The 22,960-nt window shown below is 68.5% G+C and carries 12 protein-coding genes; 3 read left to right on the top strand and 9 right to left on the bottom strand.

The features are described 5' to 3' along the window. Positions 1 to 3: 3 nt before the first annotated feature. The gene (locus tag ACUDP5_RS13680) at positions 4 to 780 is read right to left on the bottom strand and encodes an IclR family transcriptional regulator (RefSeq protein WP_263913364.1); all 777 of its coding nucleotides are present in this window, start codon (positions 778 to 780) and stop codon (positions 4 to 6) included. Positions 781 to 1,011: 231 nt separating this feature from the next. After that, positions 1,012 to 9,015 carry an autotransporter outer membrane beta-barrel domain-containing protein gene (locus ACUDP5_RS13675; RefSeq protein ID WP_445658989.1) on the bottom strand — a complete coding sequence of 2,668 codons (8,004 nt, stop codon included), beginning with the start codon at positions 9,013 to 9,015 and terminating at the stop codon, positions 1,012 to 1,014. Between the two features lie 301 nt (positions 9,016 to 9,316). Between ACUDP5_RS13675 and ACUDP5_RS13670 the strand changes: the two genes are divergently transcribed. Both ACUDP5_RS13670 and ACUDP5_RS13665 read left to right on the top strand, forming a co-directional pair. Then, positions 9,317 to 9,952, top strand: a complete 636-nt coding sequence (locus ACUDP5_RS13670) for a response regulator transcription factor (RefSeq protein ID WP_263913366.1) — start codon at positions 9,317 to 9,319, stop codon at positions 9,950 to 9,952. Then, a complete protein-coding gene (locus ACUDP5_RS13665; RefSeq protein ID WP_263913367.1) occupies positions 9,934 to 10,641 on the top strand; it encodes an Hpt domain-containing protein in 708 nt (235 codons plus the stop codon). Before ACUDP5_RS13670 ends, ACUDP5_RS13665 begins: the two co-directional genes overlap by 19 nt. 30 nt (positions 10,642 to 10,671) lie before the next feature. Here ACUDP5_RS13665 and ACUDP5_RS13660 read toward each other — a convergent pair whose 3' ends face one another. The 7 genes from ACUDP5_RS13660 to ACUDP5_RS13630 form a co-directional block, all read right to left on the bottom strand. Then, a complete protein-coding gene (locus ACUDP5_RS13660) occupies positions 10,672 to 11,052 on the bottom strand; it encodes a hypothetical protein (protein ID WP_263913368.1) in 381 nt (126 codons plus the stop codon). A 187-nt stretch (positions 11,053 to 11,239) separates the two neighbouring features. Continuing rightward, positions 11,240 to 13,369 carry an ATP-binding cassette domain-containing protein gene (locus ACUDP5_RS13655; RefSeq protein ID WP_445658988.1) on the bottom strand — a complete coding sequence of 710 codons (2,130 nt, stop codon included), beginning with the start codon at positions 13,367 to 13,369 and terminating at the stop codon, positions 11,240 to 11,242. Between the two features lie 42 nt (positions 13,370 to 13,411). After that, a complete protein-coding gene (locus ACUDP5_RS13650; protein WP_445658987.1) occupies positions 13,412 to 16,927 on the bottom strand; it encodes a beta strand repeat-containing protein in 3,516 nt (1,171 codons plus the stop codon). Positions 16,928 to 16,961: 34 nt separating this feature from the next. Then, positions 16,962 to 18,338 (bottom strand): HlyD family type I secretion periplasmic adaptor subunit, encoded by a 1,377-nt coding sequence (locus ACUDP5_RS13645; RefSeq protein WP_263913371.1) that lies wholly within the window; start codon positions 18,336 to 18,338, stop codon positions 16,962 to 16,964. Further along, positions 18,335 to 18,826 (bottom strand): hypothetical protein, encoded by a 492-nt coding sequence (locus ACUDP5_RS13640; RefSeq protein ID WP_263913372.1) that lies wholly within the window; start codon positions 18,824 to 18,826, stop codon positions 18,335 to 18,337. The genes ACUDP5_RS13645 and ACUDP5_RS13640 overlap by 4 nt, the downstream gene beginning before the upstream one ends. Further along, positions 18,823 to 20,220: a TolC family protein gene (locus ACUDP5_RS13635; RefSeq protein ID WP_445658986.1), complete on the bottom strand. Its 1,398-nt coding sequence runs from the start codon at positions 20,218 to 20,220 to the stop codon at positions 18,823 to 18,825. Before ACUDP5_RS13635 ends, ACUDP5_RS13640 begins: the two co-directional genes overlap by 4 nt. A 4-nt stretch (positions 20,221 to 20,224) precedes the next feature. Then, positions 20,225 to 21,559 carry a hypothetical protein gene (locus ACUDP5_RS13630; RefSeq protein WP_445658985.1) on the bottom strand — a complete coding sequence of 445 codons (1,335 nt, stop codon included), beginning with the start codon at positions 21,557 to 21,559 and terminating at the stop codon, positions 20,225 to 20,227. A 291-nt stretch (positions 21,560 to 21,850) separates the two neighbouring features. Between ACUDP5_RS13630 and ACUDP5_RS13625 the strand changes: the two genes are divergently transcribed. Beyond that, positions 21,851 to 22,933, top strand: coding sequence for a site-specific integrase (locus ACUDP5_RS13625; protein ID WP_263913375.1), 1,083 nt, complete (start codon positions 21,851 to 21,853; stop codon positions 22,931 to 22,933). The last annotated feature ends 27 nt before the right edge of the window (positions 22,934 to 22,960 follow it).

Raw genomic sequence — 22,960 nt, 5'->3', positions numbered from 1 at the left:
TGCTCACACTTGATTGACAGGAACAGGAGAACCCCAGGCCGGATCGCAAACCTGCCGGCCCAGGGTGGAGGCTTCCGCGAGCAGCGCCGCCGCCAGCGCCTTGACGCTGGCCGCATCGGCCTGCGCCGCCGGAAAGGAAAGACACATGGCAAAGCGTTCCATCGTCACCGGATCGCTCACGGCGCAACTGATGGACGCCACGCCCGGAATGGCTTCGTTGATCGCCACCGCAAAACCGGATTCCCGCACGCCCTCCAGCAGCGACTGCACGTCCTGCACGGTGCGCGGCGCGTGGTCGGAAATGAACGGCAGCGACTTGCCCAGCCGCTTGGCGACGTCCGCGTTGCTGTCGCGCGCCAGCAGCACCCGGCCGGTGGACGTGGCCCAGCTGGGCGAACGGTGGCCGGGGTGGGTGGTGACGCGCAAGGGGTGGGTGCCGGGCTGCACGTGCAGCACCATGATGTCCCTGCCCTCCAGCACCGAGATGTAGCCGGTGTGGCCGCTTTGGGCGCAAAGCCGCTTCAGGGCGTCCTGCATCTGGGCGGACAGCGTGGTGGTCTCGCGCACCAGGCGCGACAGTTCAAGAATGATGACGCCCGGCCCATAGGCGCGCGTGCTTTCCTCGCGTTCGAGCAGCCCCAGGTCCTTCATCTGCGCCAACAGGCGCGACGCCGAGCTTTTCGGCATCTCGAGATGCTCGACCAGATCGGTCACCGTGACCTTGCGATGCAGCGTGTTGATCAGGCGAAGGATGATGGCGGCGTTTTCGAGTGAGGCCATAAAGTTCCAAAAAATGAGACTTGGTTCCAATTAATGGATTCATTTTACGCCGGGCGATCGCGCTCGAAACGAGGACAAACCCTAGGTGAAGGCCTTTGCCCGCGCGCGGAACAGGCAGGCCCATCCCGTCGCGGACCCGACATCGGTGTGGGGCAGACGGCGGGTGCCCACCCAAAAAAAGGACCGGCGCGAGGCCGGTCCTGGTGGCGTTCAGCTAGGCGCCTGAACCCCTTACCACATGTACCGCAGGTTCAACTGCCCCCGCGCGCCGGTGTAGTTGCTGGACCCGGCTTCCAGGGCCAGGCTGCCGGACAGGCTGAGCGACTTGCTGAGACTGCCCTGCAAGCCCGCCTTCAGTTCCATCTGGTTGCCCGGCAGCGTTTCGCGGACGGTCGTCTGGTCAAAGCGGATGCGCTGCGACGACGGGCCATGCCACCAGTTGACCTCGGCGAACGGCAGCATCTGCGTGGCGCCTTCTTCGTTGGACAGGTGCCCTTGCAGGCGCACGCCCACCCGGGTGGCCACGCTCGTGTCCGACTGGCCGCTGATGCGCGTGCCGGTCTTTTCCTGGTGGTCGTCGGCCTGGTAGCGCGTGACGATGGCCTGCGCCTGCGGTTGCAGGTACAGCTGACGCGCCCCGTTGTCGTAGACCTTGAACGAGTAGCCGGTTTCGACGGACGCCGAATTGGCGCGCGACCGGTAGCTTTCGCGCGGCAAGCCCTGGCCATCGACCTTGTTGTCGTAGCGGCCCAGCATCATCCAGGTGTCCACGTACGGCCCGGTCAGGATGTCGGTGTGGCCGAACCAGGTGCCATACACCCCGACGGCGTAACCTTCGACCTTGCCGGTCGCGTGCAGCCCGTTGCTCTCGGCACGGCTGCTGTTCGAGCCGTACGACGCCATGGCGCCCACGCGGGCCGACCCGTCCTTGCCCACCGGGAATCGCAGCAGGTCGCTGCCCCCGTGGATGAGGTAGGTGGTGGACGTATCCTTGATGGTGCCTGCGCCATCGCGGCTGTCCTGGCCCCGGACGATGCGCACCCAGCCCGCACGGGCCGGCTGGCCGTCGACGCTGCCCGACGCATAGTCTCCCCGGTCGCGCAGCGTATGCTGCTGCAGCGTGGTGGCCGCCAGCCTGTTGTTCAGGTAGGCGCCAACCTCGGGACGATAGTTTTGATGGCCGGCATCCGGCTTCGGCGTGGGCGTGGGCGTGACCGGTGCCACCGGCTGGGTCGGATCGACCGGCGTGACCGGGGTGACCGGATCGACCGGGTCGACCGGCGTCACCGGATCGACCGGCTGCCACGTGGACACCTGCGACACCAGGTACCAATCCTGCGCATTGCCGCCAACCCCGCCTCGCGCCAGGTTGTAGTCGTAGGCGCCAGTCGCGATGCTGCCGACGCCTTGGCGATAGCCGTCCGAACGCGCGTCCAGGTGGAACGCGGTGGCATCCGTGGTGGCGCCGTTCTCGGTCAGCACCAGGGGAATGCCCACGCTGGTCTGGTCGCCCGTACCACCGGCGTGACGGATCACCAGGCCGGTGTTGCCCGAGGCCCGGCCCCCATCCAGCACCAGCTTGTCGCTGGCCGAGGTGTCGTCGCCCTTGAAGGCGGCCAGCACGATCGCACCGCCCTGCCCCACGTAGTCGCCCTGCACCCGCAGGGTATTGCCCAGCGTGCCGCCGGCCACGTACAGCGTGCCGGCGTTGGTCAGGCCATTGGCCAGCGTCAGGGTGCCCGGCGTTGCGGCCCGGCGGTTGTCCAGCGCATTGAACACGCCCAGCGCGCCGTGGTTGACGACGGCGCCGCGGATGGTGCCGTCGCCCACCAGCGAGGCGCCCGCCCCGACCGTGACGGTGCCCGCGCCGACACCGCCCAGGAAGGCGTCCGGTTGGGCCGGGCCGCCGAACACCAGCGTGCCCGCCTCGACCGTGGTCCTGCCGGTATAGGCAAGGCTGGCGTCACTGGCGGTCAGCCTGCCGCCGCCGCGCTTGGTCAGGTCGCCGGTGCCGCTGATGGCGTTTTCCAGCGTCCAGTCGCTCGGGGTGTCCAGCACCAGCGTACCCGCGTTGGCGATGTTGGCGGTACCCAGGTTGGCGGCCGTGCTGGCGGTCAGGGTCGTGCCCGCCGCGGTGCTGAGGTTGCCGGAGAAGCCCCGGTTGTCGCCCGCCAGCCCGATGCGCGAGGCGTCGGTCAGCGCGACGTTGCCCGCCCCGGTGAGCGGGTTGACGAGCGTGCCGCTGCCCGCCTTGAACTGCAGCGTGCCGTCGGCCACGATCTCGCCGCTGCCCAGGCCCGCGCCATTGTCGAGCACGGCGGTGGCGTCGCTGCCGATGAGGGTGCGCACGGCCAGGCCGGGGTTGGCGCCGTTGAACACGTGCGTGCCGGTCGCGCCGCTGCCGGCCAGGGTCAGCGTGCCGGCCCCCGCCAGACGGCCTTGCGTCGTGCCGCCGCCCAGCAAGGTCAGCGCGCCGCCGTTGAAGTCGAAGGACGAGCCCGACTGCATGTCCCAGGCGCCGATCGCCTGGGTCTTGCCATTCAGGTCGACCGCCGCATTGGCACTGACGCGCAGAGCCTGGGTCCGGCCCAGCGCCCCGCTGGCATCCAGGCGCAGCGTGCCCGACTGCACGGCCGTCGCGCCCTGGTAGTCGCTGGTGGCGTTGGACAGGGACACCACGCCGTTGCCCGCCGCGACGGCAATGCCGCCCCGGCCGGTCAGCTTGGCCGAAAGATCGGCGTCGGCGCCGGTGGCGCCATCGTCCTGCGCCAGGGCCAGCGTCTTGCCGTCCTGCAGTTCCAGCTTGGTCAGGCCGTAGTTCACGTACAGGCCGTCGCCGGGCGCGGTGGTCAGGCGGAAGTCATAGGTGCCCTTGGCAACGACGTCGCCCGCGACCGAAATGTCGAGCTCGCGCGCTGCCGAGATGGCCGTGCCGTTCTGGTCCTGGAAGGCCACGGCGCCCGCCGACCCCACGGTGGTCCCTGCCGCGACAAGCTTGATGCTGGTATTGGCATCGTCTTGCGCCAACAGGTTCTGTGCGTTGGGGGTGCCCGGCGCCGTCGTCACCAGGGTCGTGGGCACCGTGACGCGCACCGTACCCGCGCCGCTGGCGTCCAGGGTGCCGACACGGATGCTGCCGGGCGCCGTGGTCTGGCCCGGCACCTGGGCGTTGAAGATCAGCGTGCCGCCATCGAAGGCCAGGCCGCCGACGGATTGCACGCCGTTGCCCACCGACGTGGTGTTGCCCGCCCCCATTCTCAGGGTGGCGTTGGTCAGCGCGGTCGCATTGTCCCCCCCCAGCAGGAAGGTGCCGCGATCGATCGCCACCGTGCCGCGGAAGGCATTGCCGACGCTGCTGGCAAAGTCGAAGGCATGCGTGCCGGCATCGACCTGGACGAGGCCGTTGCCGGTCAGGACGTTGCCCAGGGTGACGTTGCCGACGATGGTCGGCTTGAGCGCCAGGACGGTCTGCTCGCCATCCAGGTCGATGGCGGCCCCGCTGGCGGGCTTGCCGGCCAGCGCGGTCTGCAGGGTCAGGGTGGACGCATTGCGCAGCCGCACCTGGTCGAACGACCGGATCACATTGCTGTCGCTGAGCGTGTAGCGCGCGCCGTCGAACACCAGGGTGTCGTTGCCCGCCCCGCCGTCCAGCGAACTGAACTGGTTGCCGGCGCCCTGCACCGTGACGGTATCGTTGCCCGACGATCCCAGCAAGGCGCCGATGCTCGACCCATCTTTCAGCAGCAGCGTATTGCTGCCGGTGGCGCCGACAAGACGGACATTACCCGTCACGGTGCCGCCGTCCAGCGAGAGCGTGTTGTCGCCCGCATCGGCGCGCACGTCGCCGTCGATGGTGCCGCGGTTCTGCAGGACGTTGTTGCCCGCGCCCAGGTCGACCAGTCCGGCAATGCGGCCCAGGTTCACCAGGGTGGTGGCCTGGTCGTCGAACACCAGGGCCGTGCCGCCGCCATTGGGCGCGTTGACTTCGCCGCTGGCGCTGTTGGTGAAATGCGTGACCTTGTTGGTCGCCACCGTGGGGGCCACCCGGCTGTTCGAGCGCAGCACGCCCCCGTTGACCACCGTGGTGACTCCGTCGCCCAGCACCAGCGCCGAACCGCCCGCGGTGTGCTGGATGCTGACGTTCACGGCCGTATTGACGGTGCCGGTGGTGTTGGCCACGACGCCGCGACCGCCCGCGCCCGTGGCCCGGATGGTGAGGCCCTGCGAATCGGAGAGATCCAGGCTGTTGGATATCTGGCTGCCATCGGCCGCCTGGAAGGCGATGCCCGCGCCGGAGCCCGACACGGTGATGAGACCGGAGTTGGTGGCGCTGATGGTGGCGCCGGTGCGCAGGCCGATGCCGTCGGCCACGTCGATGGTGGTGTTCGCCAACTGGATGCCGGAGATTTCACCGGCGTTCTCGATCCCGTTGCCGGTGGCGCCCGCGGCATTGACGACCAGATGGGCGCCCTGCACGTTGAGCGCGGTGGCGCCGGCACTGACCAGCACGGCGTGGGCCGTCCCGCGGCCTTCGATCGAGCCCAGGCCCGAGCCGACCAGGTCCAGGCTGGCGCCCGAGCCCAGTTCGACCGCCGCGCGGCCGTCCGTGGCCACAATCTGGCCGCGCTGATTGTCGACCCGCGCGCCGGCGCCCTCGACGTAGATGGCGGTGCCCTTGGCCTGGATATTGCCGGTATTGCGCAGTTCGCCGCCCACGACCCGCACGGCTTGCGAACCCGCGCCCGAGAACTGCAGGCTGCCGTTGTTGACCAATATGCCCAGATTCTGCGTGATGAACCCCACCGCGCCCGCCTGGGTGGAGGTCAGCGAGGCGCCGTTGGTCAGCGTGGACCCGGTGTTGCTGGCGAGCAAGGTGCTGCCATCGAGCGAATAGAAGTTGCCGTCGACCAGCCCCGCCGTGGCGCCGGCATTGGTCTGGTTCATGACGGCGCCACTGGCGACGGTGGCCTGCGCGCCGCCGGAAACGTACAGGCCCTGGGCGCCCGCGCCGCTCAGGTCGAACTGGCTGCCCGAGGCCACCGTCACGCTGGTGCCTACCCCGCTGGCATAGATGCCCTGGGCCTTTTCACCGCTGACGGCCACCTGGATGCGGCCGTTCAAGGCCGCCCCGTCGTCCAGGCGATAAAGCGTGGAATCCTCTGCCGACGCGTCGAACACCGTGCCGGCCGACAGATGGGTGTTGATGGAAGACCCCGCGCCGCTCAGGCGGAACAGGATCTGGCCCGTGGCGCCCGACGCGAAGATCGGCATGGCCGTGCCGGACAGGTTGACGCTGGCGCCATTGAGCGCGACCACCCCGACCGCGCCGGTGCCATTCATATGGATATTGCCGCCCGTCATGTTGACGGTGGTGTTGGCGCCACTGGCATTGATGCCCACGGCGCGATGGCTGAGGTCGCCGCCGTTCAGCACCAGGTCGCCCGACGTGTTGACCACGGTGGCCTGGCCGGAGGCGTCGTCCTGCGCGCGAATGCCGACGCCGCCCGCACCGACCGTGATGCGGCCGGTATTGCCGCCGCGCGAGCCGCCCTGGACCGAAATGCCCGTGCTGCCGCTGCCGGTGAACACGATGTTGCCGCTGTTGCTGAGTTCGGCGCCATTGCGGGCAATGTAGCCCGTCACCCCGTCCAGCGCCGAGTTGAGCGTGGCGCCCGTCACCAGGATCGTGCCGGTGCCAAAGCCGGTTTCGCCCGCCGCCTTGGTGCTGTCGCGCAACACCCCCAGTTGGGGCGAACCCACGTTGGCGCCGGTGACGTCGCGCTTCTGGCCATCGGCGATGCCGGCGACTGCGCCGATCGCCTCCTCGTCGTTCATGTTGATCACGGCGTTCTGGGAAATCTTGCCCTGGGCGCCGCCCTCGATGCGTACGCCGACAGCCCCCTCGCCTTCCAGGTTGATGGTCATGTCGCCCGAGTTGAAGGCGGACACTTTCCAGTTGGTGAAGCCGGTGGAATACACGGCGGTGGAATTCTTGCCCGACGCCGTTACCTGGGTGCCGGCACCGGTGCCGCCGGTGAAGTCTGCGCCGTCTTCCACGCGGAACAGGGTCGAGCCTTCGGTGGACACGTCCTGCACCGCCGTTCCCGTGGCAATGATGGAGGACGCCGCGCCGTAGATGAAGAAGCCGATCTGGTTCTTGCCATTCTGGAAATTGACGGCGCCCGAGCCCGTGAGCGTGGCCCCGCCGCCATTCTGCGCACGCACGCCGATGGTGCCGTCGCCGGTCAGGTTCACGGCGCCCGAGACGGCCACATTGGAACCCGTGCCTTCCGACCAGACGCCATAGTTGCGCAGGCCGCTGGTCTGTTGGGCCGAATCACTGCTGACGTTGATGGTGCCGCTGGACTTGGCCTGGCCGCCGGACATCGCCTGGATGCCGATGGAATTGGCGCCCTTGACGTTGATGGTGCCGGCGTTGTCGATGTTGCTGGCGGTGGCGGTGCTGTAAATGCCCACGTTGGCCAGCGGCGCCGCGTTGTAGTGGCCCTTGACCTCGATGGTGCCCGACCCCGAGTAGGTGACGCCGGTGCCGGTGGCGGACACGGCCCGGCCAGCCTGCACCTTGTCGCCGATGATGATGTTGCCGTTGTTGCGCGCGGTGGCGCCGGTGTTCAGGGTGATGCCGATGGCGCCGTTGATCTGCGCCACGTCGGCGCCGCCGCGGTCGATGACGGCCGCGGTGACGTTGGTGGAGCCTTCGCGGCCCAGGTAGATGAGGCCGTCGGTGCCGTTGACCAGCGTGCCGCCGTTGTTGACGATGGCGCCGACGGGCTTGCCCAGGCCCGTCTGGGCCCGCGTGCCGATGTTGACCGCGCCATTGTTGGTGGCGACCGCCCCCGCATTGACGTTGATCCAGTTGGTGTCCACGCCCGCGGAAGCGCTCCAGGTCCAGGCGGCCTGGTTGATGGTGCCATTGTTGACGTAGGTGGTGGCCACGCCGGTGACGATGTCGGGCTTGACCTCGGGGTTGGGGTTGACCCCCTGCTCGCCCAGGTTGCGCACCCCATTGTTGATGATGTGGCCGCCGCTGGCCGCCGACATGCCGGTGCCGAAGCGCACGGTGGACACCGTGCCCTCGTTGATGACGGTGCCGCCATTGACGGCCCGCAGCAAGGTGCCGCCGTTGGAGTTGAACGCGCTGGTCATCGCGCCGGTGGAGGTCACGCGGGCGGTGGCTTGTGCGCCGTCGGCCAGCATGCCCACCTGGTTGCCCACGGGCGTGAACATCGGGTCGGAGGGATCGATGGGCGACGTGGCGGGGTTGATCGTGTAGGTCAGCACCGTCTTGGTGTAGGCCAGGTTCAGCGCGTTGTTGTAGGCGGTTTGCGCCGCCGCGCCCGCACCCAGCTTGCCGGCGCGCAACTGGCCGACCAGCCAGGTGTTGTAGGCCTTGAGCTCGGCCAGGTTGGTGACGCTGCGGCTCTGCGCGCCGTCGCTGGTCGTGACCGTGAACGTGCCGTTGTAGGTGGTGGTGCCCAACTGCACCGTGTAGGGCTGGATGGAATCCTGCGTGACGACCGAGCCGCGGTCGGCAAAGGCGATTTCGTTGCGGGAATTCCAATTGGCGGTGCCGTTGGTGACGGCCACGTAATTGACGTTCTTGGAGGTGAAGTCGCCCACCTGGCCGGTGGCGTTCATGTTGAACGTGCCGCCGCCCGATACCTTGGCCAGGCTGGCATTGACGAACGCGCCGGCCCCCGGCTGGGTGGGCCAGTACACCCGGTAGACCTGGGAAATCAGGTCGTCGGTAAAGCGCGAACTGTCGTAGGTGTTGACCACCACGCTGCCGCTGGTGATCGGGTCGGTGACCGTCACGCCCGCGTTCTGCGCGCCGAAGTTGAGGATCTGCTTGCCGGCCGGGTCGGCCGCCCCAGTGACCCAGCCGGCGTTGAAGCCTTCGCTGAGGGTCGGGGTGGCCACCTGCGTGCCGCTGGACCCGGAGAAGCTGACGGTGCCGTCCAGGTTGACCGTGCTGCCGTTGACGTCGAGCGACTGAGCGCCGTTGTTGGCGCTGCCGGGCGTGTAGACCGTGTTGGCGAACGCCTCGAGCGGCATGCCCGCCAGGGTCAGTGCGCCCGCCGCGCCGGCGGCCAGTGCCGCGCGCCGGGTGGCGCGCAAGGTGCTGCGAGACTTGCCGCGCGAGGTGGCCAGCTCGGACACGACGACCCAGCCCTGGACCGCCGCGCTCCAGATAATGCGATATGCGATGTTCATGCTAGAACCACCTCAAAGGATTTTTGGTGGTTCAATGATGCGATTGCGGTCGATCCTCAGGGTGACGCCATTTCCGACAGGGCTGAGGAAATTTCCTATAGCGCGTTAAGATGTAAGCCCCAGTAACCCCAAGCGGGGCAATCGGGTCGGATGGGCGATCAAAGCAGTTACACTGCCGGCGGCCGCCGCGGTACGTCACGGCGAGCCCGCATTCACGCCAATACCAACTTCGTGAAGGCAGCGCAAACGGCCCGGTGATACGCCCGGCCCACCTTGTCTAGCGTTGATAGGAACCCTCCTTTTGACCACCGTACTCATCGTCGACGACCATCCCGCGCTGCGCCTTGTCCTGAAGACGCACCTCGCCCAGGTCATGGGCGTCACGCAGATCCTCGAAGCCGGCAACGGCCAGGACGCCGTCCAGATCGTGCGCGAATCCCGTCCCGGCCTGGTTATCCTGGACATCGACATCCCTCGCATCAATGGCCTGGATGCCATTCCGCGCATCCGTGCCGTCGACCCCAAGGTCGGCATCCTGGTCCTGACGGGCCAGGACCAATCCGTGTTCGCGCCCCGCGTCAAAGAAGCCGGCGCCAATGGCTACGTCAGCAAATCCCAGGAAATCGTCGAGATCATCCGCTGCGTCGAGGCGGTGCTGGCGGGGTACATCGTCTTCCCCAGCGCCGACGTGCTGCCCAGCGCGCAGCGCACCGACCGGCAGAACAACTATGTCGAACGGCTGGACCGCCTGTCCGACAAGCAGGTGATCATCATGCAGATGCTGGCGCGCGGCATGTCCAACAAGCAGATCGGCGAAGCGCTGTTCATCAGCAACAAGACCATCAGCACGCACAAGACGCGCATCCTGGCCAAGCTGGAACTGCGCACCTTGGTAGAACTCATCGATTTCGCCCGCCAATGCCACATCGCGCCCTAGCTCCGCATCGCGCCCTGGTACTGGGCCCCAGCAGCGACCTGACGCGGCGCCTGGCCGCCCAGCTGTCCGTGCTGGGCCTGGCGGTGATCACCCTGCACCAGCTGGCGCGCAAGGATGCCGAACGGGTGCGAGGCGCACGCGTGGTGGTGTTCTGCCAACTGGCCGCCGAGCAATATCCGGATGCCCGCCAACTGCACGACTACGGCATCGGACAGGCCATTCTGCTGGCCATGGGCGGCGCGACCGGCACCGCGACACCGCTGCACGCCACGCTGGCCACCCCCGTGCGCGACGCCGATCTGCTGGGCGCCCTGGCCACTGCGGGCTATCAGGCGCCTGCCGAGCAGGAACTGGCCAAGGTGAACGAGACCCTGCTGCGGCTGGTCAATGGCAATACGGCAGTCACGGCCGAATTGGTATCCAGCCTGCTCGTCACTGCCTTGTCCGATCTGGCCGATTACCAGCGGGAGTGCGCCGAGCGCAACTGGGTCGCGGCCAGCGCCCGGGCGCACCGCCTGGCGGGCACCGCCCGCATGGCCGGCTGCGCCACCCTGACCGCGCTCAGCACGCGCGCCGAGGCGCTCTGCGCCGAAGGCGACAGCGCCAACGTCGGCGCATTGAATCGATTGCTGGTGCCCGGAATCGAGCGGCTGTGCTCGACGCTGCGCGCCCTGCAAGCCGGCGCGTAGGCCGCCGCGTTGCGCGACGGCGCAGCCCCATCATCGCCGCGTGATGCTGCCGCCCAGCACCGCCGCCAGCATCACCTTGATGTCTGCGGGCCCGGTGTTGCGGAAATCGGCGACGCCATGCGCGCCCACTTGCAGCGCCAGGTAGTCGAAATTGGGGGGAGCGGCCTGCCGCTGCACCACCACCTTCGCGTGGGGGAAGACGGCGCGCATGCGCGGCACCACGGCCAGGCATTTGGTCGGGCTGCGCAGGATGTCGAGCACGACCAGTTCCGGCTCGGCGCCAGGCCACTTGCGCAGCACCTCCGGCAGGCGCCGCAGTTCCGTGCATATCAATGGCGCGAACTGGGCGGCAAATTTGGTTTCGCACGATGCGCGCCCAGCGGCATTGTCCGTGATTATCAACGCTTTCAAAGCATGTTTCCTTGCGCAAGCGCCATCGCCTGATACCGTCGGTACGTAGGCCGAGACGGCCCGACATTCTCCGCCGAGGTGAAATCGTCCTATCTTGGAAATTTCCTCTGGCGACACTCGAATTTTCCTCAGCCATGAAGCGCGCACGCAGCGCCCCCTGCACCGCTGCGTGCGCTCGCGCGCGGCGTCAGCCCGCCTGGCTGGCCGCGCCCTGCGCCATCAGCCGTTCGAATTCGGGCACGGCGCCGTCGAAACGGACCTGGCCCTGGTTCAGGTAGATCACCCGGTCGACCAGCTCGAGCAGATTGGCCCGGTCGGTCACCACCAGCAGCGTGCCACCCACGACGCTTCTGGCCTTGAGGGTGTCGATGAGCCGCTGCTCGGATTGGGGGTCGAGCGATTCGGACGGCGTATCCAGCACCAGCAGGCGGCGCCGGGTCAGCGTCAGGCGCGCCAGCGCCAGCAGCTCGCGGGTGCGCCGGCCCAGCGACGGCAGCGCGGCGCATGCCGTGCGCAAGCCCTGCGGCCAGCGGGCAATGGCCGGCGCCAGGCCCACCTGCCGGGCGCAGGCCGCCAGTTCCTCCGGGCTGTGCCCCCCCTCCAGGCCCAGGTATTCCAGGGGCGATGCGCCGATGGGCTCGGCGCTTTGCCAGGCGTAGTGGGTCTGGTCGCGCAGCGACCGCGCATGCTCGCCCGCCAACGGGCACCCGGCCCAGTCGATACTGCCCTGCGCCGGCGCCACCACCCCCAGCAGCAGCTTGACCAACGTGCTCTTGCCGCTGCCGGTCGGGCCGACGATGGCGACGCGTTCACCCCGGCGGATATCCAGCGACACCGATTTGAGTGCGTCGGCCATGCCGGGACCATAACGAAACGCCACGTCGCGCAACGACCAGCCGGCCTCGGGCTGGGCCATGCCGCCGCTGGCCTCGGGCGCCTGGGCGGCCTGCGCCAGCGTGTCGTTGACCTGCCGCAGGCAGCGGTTCATCTGGCGCACGCTGGGCAGCGCGGTCATGAGCGCGCTCAGGGGCTGCAGCATGCGGCCCGACAGCAGGATGGCCGCAAAGATGCCGGCCGGCTGCATGTGGCCGGCCATGACCAGGTAGTAGGCCACGACCACGATCAGCAGCGTCTGCGCATTGCCCAGCAAGGCCAGGGCCGAGCCGCAACGCGATTGCAGGGCGAAGCGCCGCTGCTCGCGCAGCCGCATGGACTCGGTCGAGACCAGGTATTCGGAGGCCAGCGTCGATTCGGCGTTGACGCCGCGATACAGGGCCAGCCGGTCGGCCGTCAGGGAGAACGGCGCGACATCGTCGGGCCCCATGGCATTCAGTTGCCGGTCGTAGCGCCAGACGCACCAGGCGGCGGCGGCCATGGCGGCGACGGGCACCAGCGCGATCAGCCCGCCGATCCAGGCAATGATGGCCAGGTACAGCACGGTGAAGCCCAGGTCGACCGCGGAGCTGCCCACCAGGTTCCAGTACAGCGACCGCAGCCGCGACAGGGCCGCCAGGCCGCGGACGGTGCCCTGCCCCCATTCCAGGGCCTGCGACAGGGGCGCGCGGCCCATCCAGTGCACCAGCTGCGGCAGGCAGGCGGTCTGGAATTCATCGGCCAGGCGCGTCAGGGCGCGGCTGCGCTCGTTGCGCAGCAGGGCCTCCAGCCCCAGGCACAGCAAGGCCCCCAGCGACAGCACCCACAACGACATTTCCGCCTGGGCGGGCAGCACTCGATCGTAGATGGCATTCATGTAGAGCGGGATGACCAGCGCGAAGGCGTTGATCACGAAGGTCGCCAGGCCGATTTCCTTGAGCAGCCGGGTGTCGGACAGCGCCGCCTGGCGGAATTCACGCCAGCCGAGACGGGCAAAGGTCTGTGCGGGCACGACGCGGTAGAGCGCCGCGCCCGCCGGCAGGTCGAAGGGCACCGCCCCGGCACGGGACGCCTCTGCCTGAGGTCCCAGCGCCTGCCAGGCATCGCCGACGTACCGGGCGGCGCCGGCCCGCCCGCCCAGGATCCACAGGTAGACGCCCGGAGTGGGACCGGGCGTGCCGGGCGTGGCCTGGGCGCCAGGCTGCGGGGTCGCCAGGCAATCCACGCGCAGGTGGGCGGCGGCCGCCTTGAGCCAGGGCTCCAGGCCCGCCTCGCCCGCCAGTTGCCGGGCCTGCCTGCGCCACTGCCAATGCGCGGCCGGCCCCAGCACCTGCTCGGCGGCGTCCAGCAGCGCGTCGGCCAGGCCTTCGGGGGCCTGCGGCGCGGATTCGGAAGAGAAGGTGCCGACCGGTAGCCCCGGGTCAGCGTAGCGAAGATTGTCCATGATTGCCTTGAAAAAAACGTGCCCCGGCAGCGTGCGGCGGCGCTAGTGCGCCACCACCACGGTATGGCCGCCCTGCGACCAGGTCTGGTGATCGGCGGTGTTTTCCGTCATCGTCCAGCCGGTCTGGGAAATGGTGAAGCTGTCCTGGGCGTCCAGCCGCACGGTCAACGACGAGCTTTCCGGCCCGGACACCAGTTGGTTCAGGTTGATCGCGACCCGGTCGGTCTTGCCGTCGGCGAAATCGATGGTCGAGATATGCGAGATGCGCACGCTGGAATCCAGGTGGAACGTGCCTCCGGCGCCCTGCTTGGCCATGACGTCGTTGCCGCCGCTGCCGCCGTCGATCTGATAGCGGCTCAGGTCGGCCTGGTTCGAGAAGGTGAAGCGGTCGCCCTTGGACGAGCCGACGATCTTGCCGATCTGCACCAGCGTGTCGAACGACCCGAAGCCGTCCTGCACCTGTCCGGAAGACAGGTTGGCATCGATACCCTGCGGCGACGTGTGGTAGCTGGCGGTGGCCAGGCCGTCGGCCCCGCCGATCAGGACGTCGTTGCCGCCGTTGCCCACCAGAATGTCCGCGCCGCCATTGCCTATCAGGGTATTGTTGTCGTTGTTGCCGATAATGCTGTCGGCCTGTGCCGTGCCCGTGATGTTGCGCACGCCCGAGACCCGGTCAGTACCGTATTCGGCCTTGCCGATGGTCTGCACCGTGGTGCTGAGGTTGGCGGTGATGCCGCGGTCCAGCAACGAGTAGTCGACGGTATTGTTGCCATTGCCCAGCGACAGCGTGTCGTTGCCCTTGCTGCCGTAGATGGTGTTGTTGCCGTTGATCTCGGTGATGATGTTGGCGTTGTCGTTTCCGTAGATGGTGTCGTTGAAACCATAGGTGCCCGTGACATTGTCGACGTTGATCAACTGGTCCTGCGTGCCGTAGCCGTCGTTCATCGCGACGCCGGCGGCCAGGTCCACCTGGATACCCTGCGTGGCCCCCCAGGCGTAATAGGCGGTACCGCCCTTCAGGGTGTCGTTGCCCTTGCCGCCAAACAGCAGCGTGCGGGAATTTTCGGCGGTCAGGCTGTCGTCGTGGTCGCTGCCCCAGATGCCTTCGAAAGCCGTCAGCGTGTCGGTGAAGCCGCCATGCGTGACCGTGCCCGACCCCGCGCTGTTCAGGATGGCCGTGATGGCGCTGGAGCTGCTGGCATACAGCGCGTAGTCCGAGGTGCCCGCCGTGCCGTCCAGGGTATTGTTGCCGTCGCCGCCGTCGAAGTAGTTGACGTAACGGCCCCCTTTCATGTGGTTGTCGGCGGCAGAGCCCAGCAGATAGTTGGTGCCGGCCGAGAACGAGGCGTAGACGTCCTCGATGTCGGTCAGCGTATCGCGGCCGAAGGCCGTGGCGTCGTTGAACCGGAACACCATCGAGCCGTTGACGTAGACGGCCGTGAGCGTGGAGGCGAAGCCGGTCTGCAGGTCGATGTACAGGGCCTGGTTCAGGGCGCTGTAGTCGACCAGGTCGCGACCTTCGCCGCCATCGATCGTGGTGGAGCCCAGGGTGCCGATGAAGGTATCGTCGCCCAGCCCCCCACGCAGCGTGCTGCCGCTGACGGCCTGGAAGGTGTCGTTGCCCCCGCCCCCCACGACCTCGACGAAATTCGAGACCTGGTCGGTGCCACCGCCGGCCTTCTGGACCGTGCCGTTGACCAGGTTGATGTTCAGCGCCACATCCAGCTTGGAGTAGTCCAGCGTATTGCGGCCCGCACCGCCGTCCAGCACGTCGGAACCGGCGCTGCCGACCACCGTGTCGTCGCCATCGCCGGCGAAGATGGTGTTGTCGCCCGCGTCGCCCTCCAGCGTGTCGTTGAAGCGCGAGCCGATCAGGCCTTCGATGCCTTCGTAGGTGTCGGTGCCGCCGTAGCCGTTGCGGCCGGCTTGCGTGCGGCCGGCGGCCAGGCTGGCGTGCACGCCGTCGGGTCGGGTGGCCTGGCTGTAGTCGACCACGTCGCGGCCCTCGCCGCCGGACAGCAGGTTCTGGCCCGCGCCCGAGAAGAACACGTCATTGCCCGCCCCGCCGTACAACTGGGCGTTTTCGGAACCGGCGATCAGCACGTCGTCATGGCGGGTGCCAACGATGGCGTCGATGTCGATCAGCGTGTGGATCGCCTTGCCGCCCAGCGTGGTGACGCCATTGCGCAGATCCACCGTAATGCCGTCGGCGAAGCCGCTGTAGTCGACGGTGTCGTGTCCGGTGCCGCCGTCGTACACGCCGCGCACCGTGGACGCCACGATGCGGTCATCGCCCGCGCCCGCATGGATCTCGATGGGCGTGTAGCCGGCGTGGATCGTGTCGTTGCCGCTGCCGGTCGTGACCTGGGCCGGACCCGACGCCGAGGCCAGCACGAACGAGCCGTCTTCACGCTGGATCTCGTATGGGTTGTCCATGATGACGAACGTGGCGTGGTGCTCCTGCAGCGGCCCGCCCTGGCGCGACTGGTACTCGAAAGTGAGCGCCAGCGAGTCCAGGCGGCCCTTGGGATACAGCAACAGCACGTCGCCGGGATTGAGTCCGTAGGCCCGGCCCTCGTCGGTACCGTATTCGACCACGCGATAGCCCACGGGCAGGCCGCGACTGATGTGCACCTTGCCCGCCGCGTCCATCAGGTGAATGACGCGCGTCATCATGTCGGGCGAAAAGCGCGCCGGGTCGTCGGCGTAGACCGTCCAGTCGGCGGTTTCCGCCGACAGGTCGATCATCTTGGTGCCGTACTGCACCGCCAGCGTCGGGTCGGTCTGCGCGCCCTGCGTCGCCGCCCCGCCCCGGTAGACGTGATTGGCGGTGTCGATCTTGGCATCCAGCTGGTACAGCCGCATCGACCGGTCATCCACCACCGGGCCGGGGTCCAGCGGGGCCTCGGGTTCGGGAGGCGGCGGCGGCGGGGGCGGCGGAGGCGGAGGCGGCGGGGGGGGCGGTGGCGGCGGCGGAGGCGGGGGCGGCGGCTCAGGCTGCGCAGGATCTTCCGGCGCGGCCCCCGACGAGGCCATCATCCGGAAGGGCACGTCGCCGTCGGCCACGTGGACCTCGGTGGGCTTGGTGAGCGACAGCGCGTCCGTGCGCTGATGGCCGCCATCGCCGTTCTGGCCGGTGGCCGTGTCCTGCGGGGCCTCTTGCTCGACCACCACGACCTCTTCCACGACTTTCTCGACCACCTTTTCGACCACCTTGGCATCGGCCGCGGCGGCGGGCGTGGCGGCAGCGGGGGTGGCGGTGGCCGCCGCGTCGATGTTGACGACCTTGCCCAGGCGCAACACGTCGTCGGACGTAAGCACCTTGCCGTCGGCAAACTTGAGGGTATAGAGATTGTGCTCGTACGAGGCCAGTTCGGCCGCCAGCGGCAGGATCAGGGTCTTGCCGTCGGGCGACTGGAGCACCACGTCGGCGCCGTCGATCAGCACCGTCACCGTGGCGCCGTCCATGTTGATCTGGTTTTCCGCCCGGGTGTAGATCACCGTGGAAACGGGGGCAAGCCCCGGGTCCGGCAACGTGGCGGTATTGGTAGTGGTCATGAGGATTTCCGCTATGAGGTTGGGGGGGAAGGAATCAGTGGCCGCCGGGTTCGGACAACGCGGTTTCGGCAGCCTGGTAGATGGGTTTGGCGAGATAGGCGAGCACGGTGCGCTGGCCGGCCTCGAGAAAGGCCTCGACGCTCATGCCGGGGCGCACCCGCCGCATCTGCTCGCCGGCGTCCACGGACAGGGACACGATGTAGTGACGGTCGCCATTGGGCTCGCTGACGGCATCGGGGCTGATGACGGTGACACGGGCGGGCAGCGCCCTGCCCGCGCCGGACAATGCGCTGATGCGCACCCGCCCGTCCATGCCGACCCAGATATGGTCGCGATCTTCGGGTTTGACCTTGATCTCGGCCACCAGCGGCACATCGGTCGGCGACAGTTCGATCAGGTCGCCGCCGGGCTTGATGACCATGCCTTCGTGCGGCGCAATGACGCGATGCACCTGGCCGTCACCCGGGGACAGGATGCGGGCGGCCTCCTTGCGTCCGGTATTGGCATGGGCTTCGGCCCCGATGCGCGACAGCTGCATCTGCGCCTCGTTCAGTTCCTGGCGCGCATGGGACAGGAAGTCGGCCCGCACCTGGCCCAGGCGCGATTGCGCCTCTTTTTTCTCGGCTTCGACCCGCGGCAGGCGCGCACGCGCCTGATTCAGCGACGAACGGATACGTTGCAGGTCGGCCCGTTTTTGCAGCAGCACGCCTTCGGCGGCCGCGCCGGACTTGACCATCGGTTCGATCATGCGCACCTGCCGCTCTTGCAGGGCGGCCTCTTTCTGCAGGTCGGTCGCCTGGCTCTTGAGTTCCTGGGCTTCGGCTTCGCGCTGCGACATCTGCGCCGCCAGCACCGATTCCGATTGTCCCTGCGCCGACTGACGCAGGCGGTAGGTTTCGAGTTCGCCCGCATAGGCCTCGGCCAGCGCCCCGGCCGAGGTGTCGGCCGCGCTGGCCGCGGCGAAATCGGCGGGCGCGGCAACCGGCATCGGTTCGCCGGCAATCTCGCGCTGCAGGCGGTATTCCTTGGCCAGCAGCGAGGCGCGGGTGGCTGCACTCTTGGCGTAGGCCTCGTCCACCGTGGTGTTCTCGACCTCGGCCAGCAACGTGCCGGTGGTGACCATGTCGCCTTCCTTGACCGCCATGTTGCGGATGACGCCGCCCTCCTGGGCCTGGATCAGGATATTGTGGCGCTCGACCCGCACGACGCCATTGCCCCGCACGTAGACATCCAGCGGAAACGCCGCGGACCACGCCAGAAACACCAGCAGGCCCAATGCGACGTAGCCGGTGACCGTACGCGGCCGCCACGACGCCAGGCGGCGGCCCAGCCGCCCTGCCCGCGCGCGCCAGACGTGCGCCGCCGGCGCGTCGTCCGGGCGGGCTGGCGTCGGGATGGACGGTGCGGTCATGGCTGGCGCCCCAGATACAGCTGGATCCGGCCCGCGACTTCCAGTGCGCCATCAAGCTGGTTGACGATGAACAGCTTGTGCTCGTCGACCTGCAGCTCGGCGGCAATGCGCTTGATTTCCAGCGTGCGGGAAAACTGCGACGACAGGCGCCTGCCGACTTCGCCGCCTTCGGCCGGAATGTGGGCCGAGATGGTCAGCCCCGACGTGGCGATGCCTTCCAGGTTGGCGTGCAGCCATGCCTGCACCTCCTTTTTTTGCCCGTCTTGCAGCGGCGCCTCGGGGTTGGCGAACGTCAGCGTCAGGGCGCCCTGGTGCGCGTCGGCGGCTTTGTCCATGGACGCGGCCGTCGTGACCTTCAGGCCTTCCTGCATGCGGGCGATGCTGGCCACCATCTGGAACAGCAGCGTCAGCAACATGAACACCATCAGCAGCACGGTCATCAGGTCGACGTAGGCGGGCCAGAAATGGCCCGAGGACTTTGAACTCATTGGGTTTCCTTTTGAAAGGGGGTGCCGTAGCCGGACGCCGAGGTCACCAGGCGCAGGGTGTCCAGGCCATCGGCCATGCGGCCGGCCACATGGAACAGCCCCAGCACGGACAGGATGTAGTTGCTGTAGGCGTCGATGTTGTCGACCCCTTGCGCGAAATAGTCGTTCTGGGCCGAGATCAGGTCGTTCAGGCTGCGGCTGCCCAGGCGGAATTCCTCCAGGTACAGCGACTGCGTGCGGGCGGCTTCGGTCAGGCCCAGGGCGCTGAGCCGCCATTGGTCGTAGCTGGTGTTGATGTCGAACACCAGGCGGTCGGCGGCATCGCGCAGCTCGCGGCGGGTGGACTCGTACCGGGCGCGCGCCTCGCGCTGCGCCGCGCCGGCCTCGTCGACCCGCGCGCTCTTGAGGCCGCCGTCGAAGATGTCCATCGAGACCTGCGCGTACACATTCATGCCCAGGCCGCGGACGTCGTCCTGGAACGGCTTTTTGTAGGACGCCATGACGTCGACCTTGGGATAGCGGTCGGCCCGGGCGCGATCCACGCCGGCGTCGGCGCCGCTCAGCTGGGCGCGCAGCGATTGCAGCGAGAAATTGCCTTCGATCGACGAGGCCAGCACGTCGGCGGGCACCTCGATGGCGTCAAGCTTCACCCCGATGGGCTCGCTGCGCACGGTTTCGCCGGTGAGCGCACGCAGCGACTGCTGCGCCTGGTCGAAATTCTTGGCGATGGTCTTCAGGCGGTTCTGGGCGTTGGTCAGCGCCAGGCGGCTGCGGATGACCTCGGATTGCGGCGACAGGCCGCCGCGGACCCGCTCTTCCATCAGGGTCGCCAGGCGGCGCAGTTCGGCCGTGTGCTCGTGGGCGATGATCAGCATGCGACGGTAGCGTTCGCTGTCGACGTAGGCCCGCACGGTATCGAACTGCAGATCGGACGCTTCCTGGCGCAGCGCCAGTTCGCTGCCCTGCTGGTTGAATTCGCTGCGGGTCAGCTCCGCCTTGCGGCGGCCGAAATCCAGCGCGGTGTACTGCAGGCTGACCTGGGTCTGGCCGTATTCGTCGTTGGTGCGGCGATAGCCCTCGTAGCGGCGGTCGATGGCGTCTTCGGTCTTGGCCATGGCCTGCAGCTTGGGGTAGTAGGCGGAACGCGCGGTGGCGATGCCCGCCTGCGCGGCGTCGACCCGGGCCGACGCCATCTGCAGGCGCATCGAGTAGCTCTGGGCCATGGCCAAGGCCTCGGCAAGGGAAATCGACCGGCCGGTGGGCGGGTGGGCAGCGGAGGCCGGCGCGCCGAGATCGGTGCCCGGCACGGGTTCGGCGGTATCGGTGCCAAGCGCCGGCGCCATCAGGCCCAGCCATAACGGCAGGACCAGCGCGAGCGGTAGCAGTGTCTTCATGAGTTCAGGCCTCGACCGGTTGGGGGTTGTGGGAGGGGCGCAGCTCGGCCGCGCCGCGGCGCTCGCCGGCGGGCGAGGCGCCGCCGGCCTCGGCGGCCGCCACCGCGTGCTGATTGGCCAGCGACGACACGCGCCGCACCAATTCCAGCGAGGCGTCCTGTTGGGACATGACGCTTTGGGTCATCAGCGCCAGCTGCGCCGCGCCGCGGCCCATGGCCTGCTCGATGGCGTCCAGCTTGCGCTCGGCGCCTTCGCTGGCCTGCGCCAGCGCCGCCAGCGTATGCGACAGGCCGCGCACCGCGCCGCCGACCGCCACCCGGTTCTCGTCGAGCGAGCCGGCGGCCCGCGCCATGCCCGCCGCCATGCCGCGCAGCGCGTCCTTCATGGCGCCTTGCGCCTGCAGCTGGGTTTCGCCCAGCGCCGTCAGCAGGCCGATCTGGGTACGCAATTCCAGCAACTGGCGCGCGCTTTCGCGGGTGGCGTCGCGGATATCGGCCTGGTGGGCGCTTTGTTCCTTGGCCGCCAGGCACAGTACCGAGAAGCCTTCAAGCACGGCCCGGTCGCGGTCGAGGGCCTGGTCGCGCATCGACCGCAGCACTTCCAGCGCCTCGGCGGCGCCGTTCCAGCGTACGGTCAGGGGCGTGTCGGACGACGAGGCGCCTTCCAGGAAGGAGGCCGAGGCGTCGCTGATGTCGCCTTCGTTGGCTTCGACCTGTTGCGACCAGGTGCGGATGCGCTGCACCAGGTTGTCGTTGGCGTCGGACATGAACTGGGCCACGGCGCCCATCAGCAAGGAGCCCAGCAGGCCCATCAGCGATGCGGAGAACGCCGACGCCATGCCGGACAGCGGCACGGACAGGCTTTCGAGCATGGCCTGCACGCCGCCGTTGCCGTTGAGCGACTTGAGCACCTCGCCGATGCTGCCCATGGTGGCCATCAGGCCGAGAAAGGTGCCCAGCAGGCCCAGGCCGATCAGCAGCCCTGCCATGTACTCGGTCAGCCGGGCACGCAGGTTCAGGACTTCTTCGAAGGAATGGATGACGTGGTCGCGCAGCCCCGCGTTGGGGCTGCCCAGTTCGTGTTCAAGACGCCCGTTGAAAAATGCCATCACCCCTTTCAGGCGCTGCGCATCGCGCCAGCTGCCGGCCTGGGCCTCGAGCCGCGACCATTGCCGCTGGCCTTTCCAGAGGCCGATGGCGCAGTACAGCGTGTACAGCAGGCCGACGGCGAACATGGCTAGAATGGCGCTGTTGGCCGTGGGGTTGTGGTGCCAGGTTTCGACAATGCCGTCCGCGAACCAGATGGCCGAGGCGATGGATGCGCCAAACAGCGCACTCATGATGATGATAGGTCGACGGATTCTCATAGGAGTCAGCTCGGTGTGGGTTAGCCTTGGCTTGCCGATCGGCGGTCAGCCAGTCGGCCCCGGCCGACAGCCTTGCTTGGCAACGGCATATCGCTTTGGGGGCCCTTGGAAAGACCCGCGCCATGGACGGGGCCTGAGAGCTTTTGAGAATATCAACGGCGGCGCGGCCGAAATGTAGGAAACTTCCGATCCCTGATGAGTTTTCGTCCTACGGTGGCCCGCAGCCGCCCGCTTGCCTGCCGATAGCGCCCCGCCCTGCCCCACATGCTTGCGTCCGCCCCCACCCCGCTGCCCCTGCTGGACCCTCGCTCGCTCGACCGCCAGGCCGACGCCGCCGCGCGCGAGCTGCTGCGCGAGGGCAGTTCGCCCAATACGGCGGCCAGCTACCGCGCCGCCATCCGCTACTGGTCGGCGTGGTTCGGCCTGCGCTACGGGCAGCCCTTTGCCCTGCCGCTGTCCGAGGCCGCCGTCGTCCAGTTCGTGGTGGACCACGCCCAGCGCAGCACCGGCCAGGGCCTGCAATGGGAACTGCCGCCCGCCCTGGACCAGGAACTGGTGCGCCTGAAGGCCAAGGCGCGTCCGGGCCCGCCCAGCCTGAATACCCTGCTGCAGCGCCTGTCGGTGCTGTCCAAGGCCCATGCGCTGCGTGGCCTGCCCAACCCCTGCCACGCCCCGGCGGTGCGCGAGCTGCTGGCCAGGACCCGCCGCGCCTATGCCCGCCGCGGCGTCACGCCGGCCCGCAAGGACGCCCTGACGCGCGAGCCGCTGCAAGCCTTGCTGGATACCTGCGACGATTCGCTGCGCGGCCTGCGCGACCGGGCGCTGCTGCTGTTCGCCTGGGCCAGCGGCGGGCGGCGGCGGTCCGAGGTGGTCGGTGCAACGATGGAAAATACCCGCCGCGCCGGCGACGACTACCTTTACGTCCTGTCCCATTCCAAGACCAACCAGTCCGGCGTCGACCGCGCGCAAGACCGCAAGCCCATCGCCGGTGCCGCCGCCCGGGCGCTGGATGCCTGGCTGGCCGCCAGCGGCATCCGCGAAGGCGCGCTGTTTCGGCGCATCCGCCGCGGCGACGTCGTCGGCGAACCCCTGGCCGCCGCCGCGGTGCGCGCCATCGTCCAGGAACGCTGCCGCCTGGCGGGCATCGAAGGCGACTTCTCGGCCCACAGCCTGCGCTCGGGCTACGTCACCGAAGCGGGCCGCCAGAACGTGCCGCTGGGCGACACCATGGCCATGACCGGCCATGCCAGCGTGGCCACCGTCATGGGGTATTTCCGCGCCGGCGCCGCGCCGCGCTCGCGCGCGGCTCGCTTACTGGATAGCGATCCCGACGTCAAGGGCGAATAGCGCCAACGCGCACCGGCTGGCCTGCCG

It is taken from the genome of Achromobacter sp. NCFB-sbj8-Ac1-l (assembly GCF_052695805.1).
This window is presented reverse-complemented; position numbering and strand designations above follow the sequence as displayed.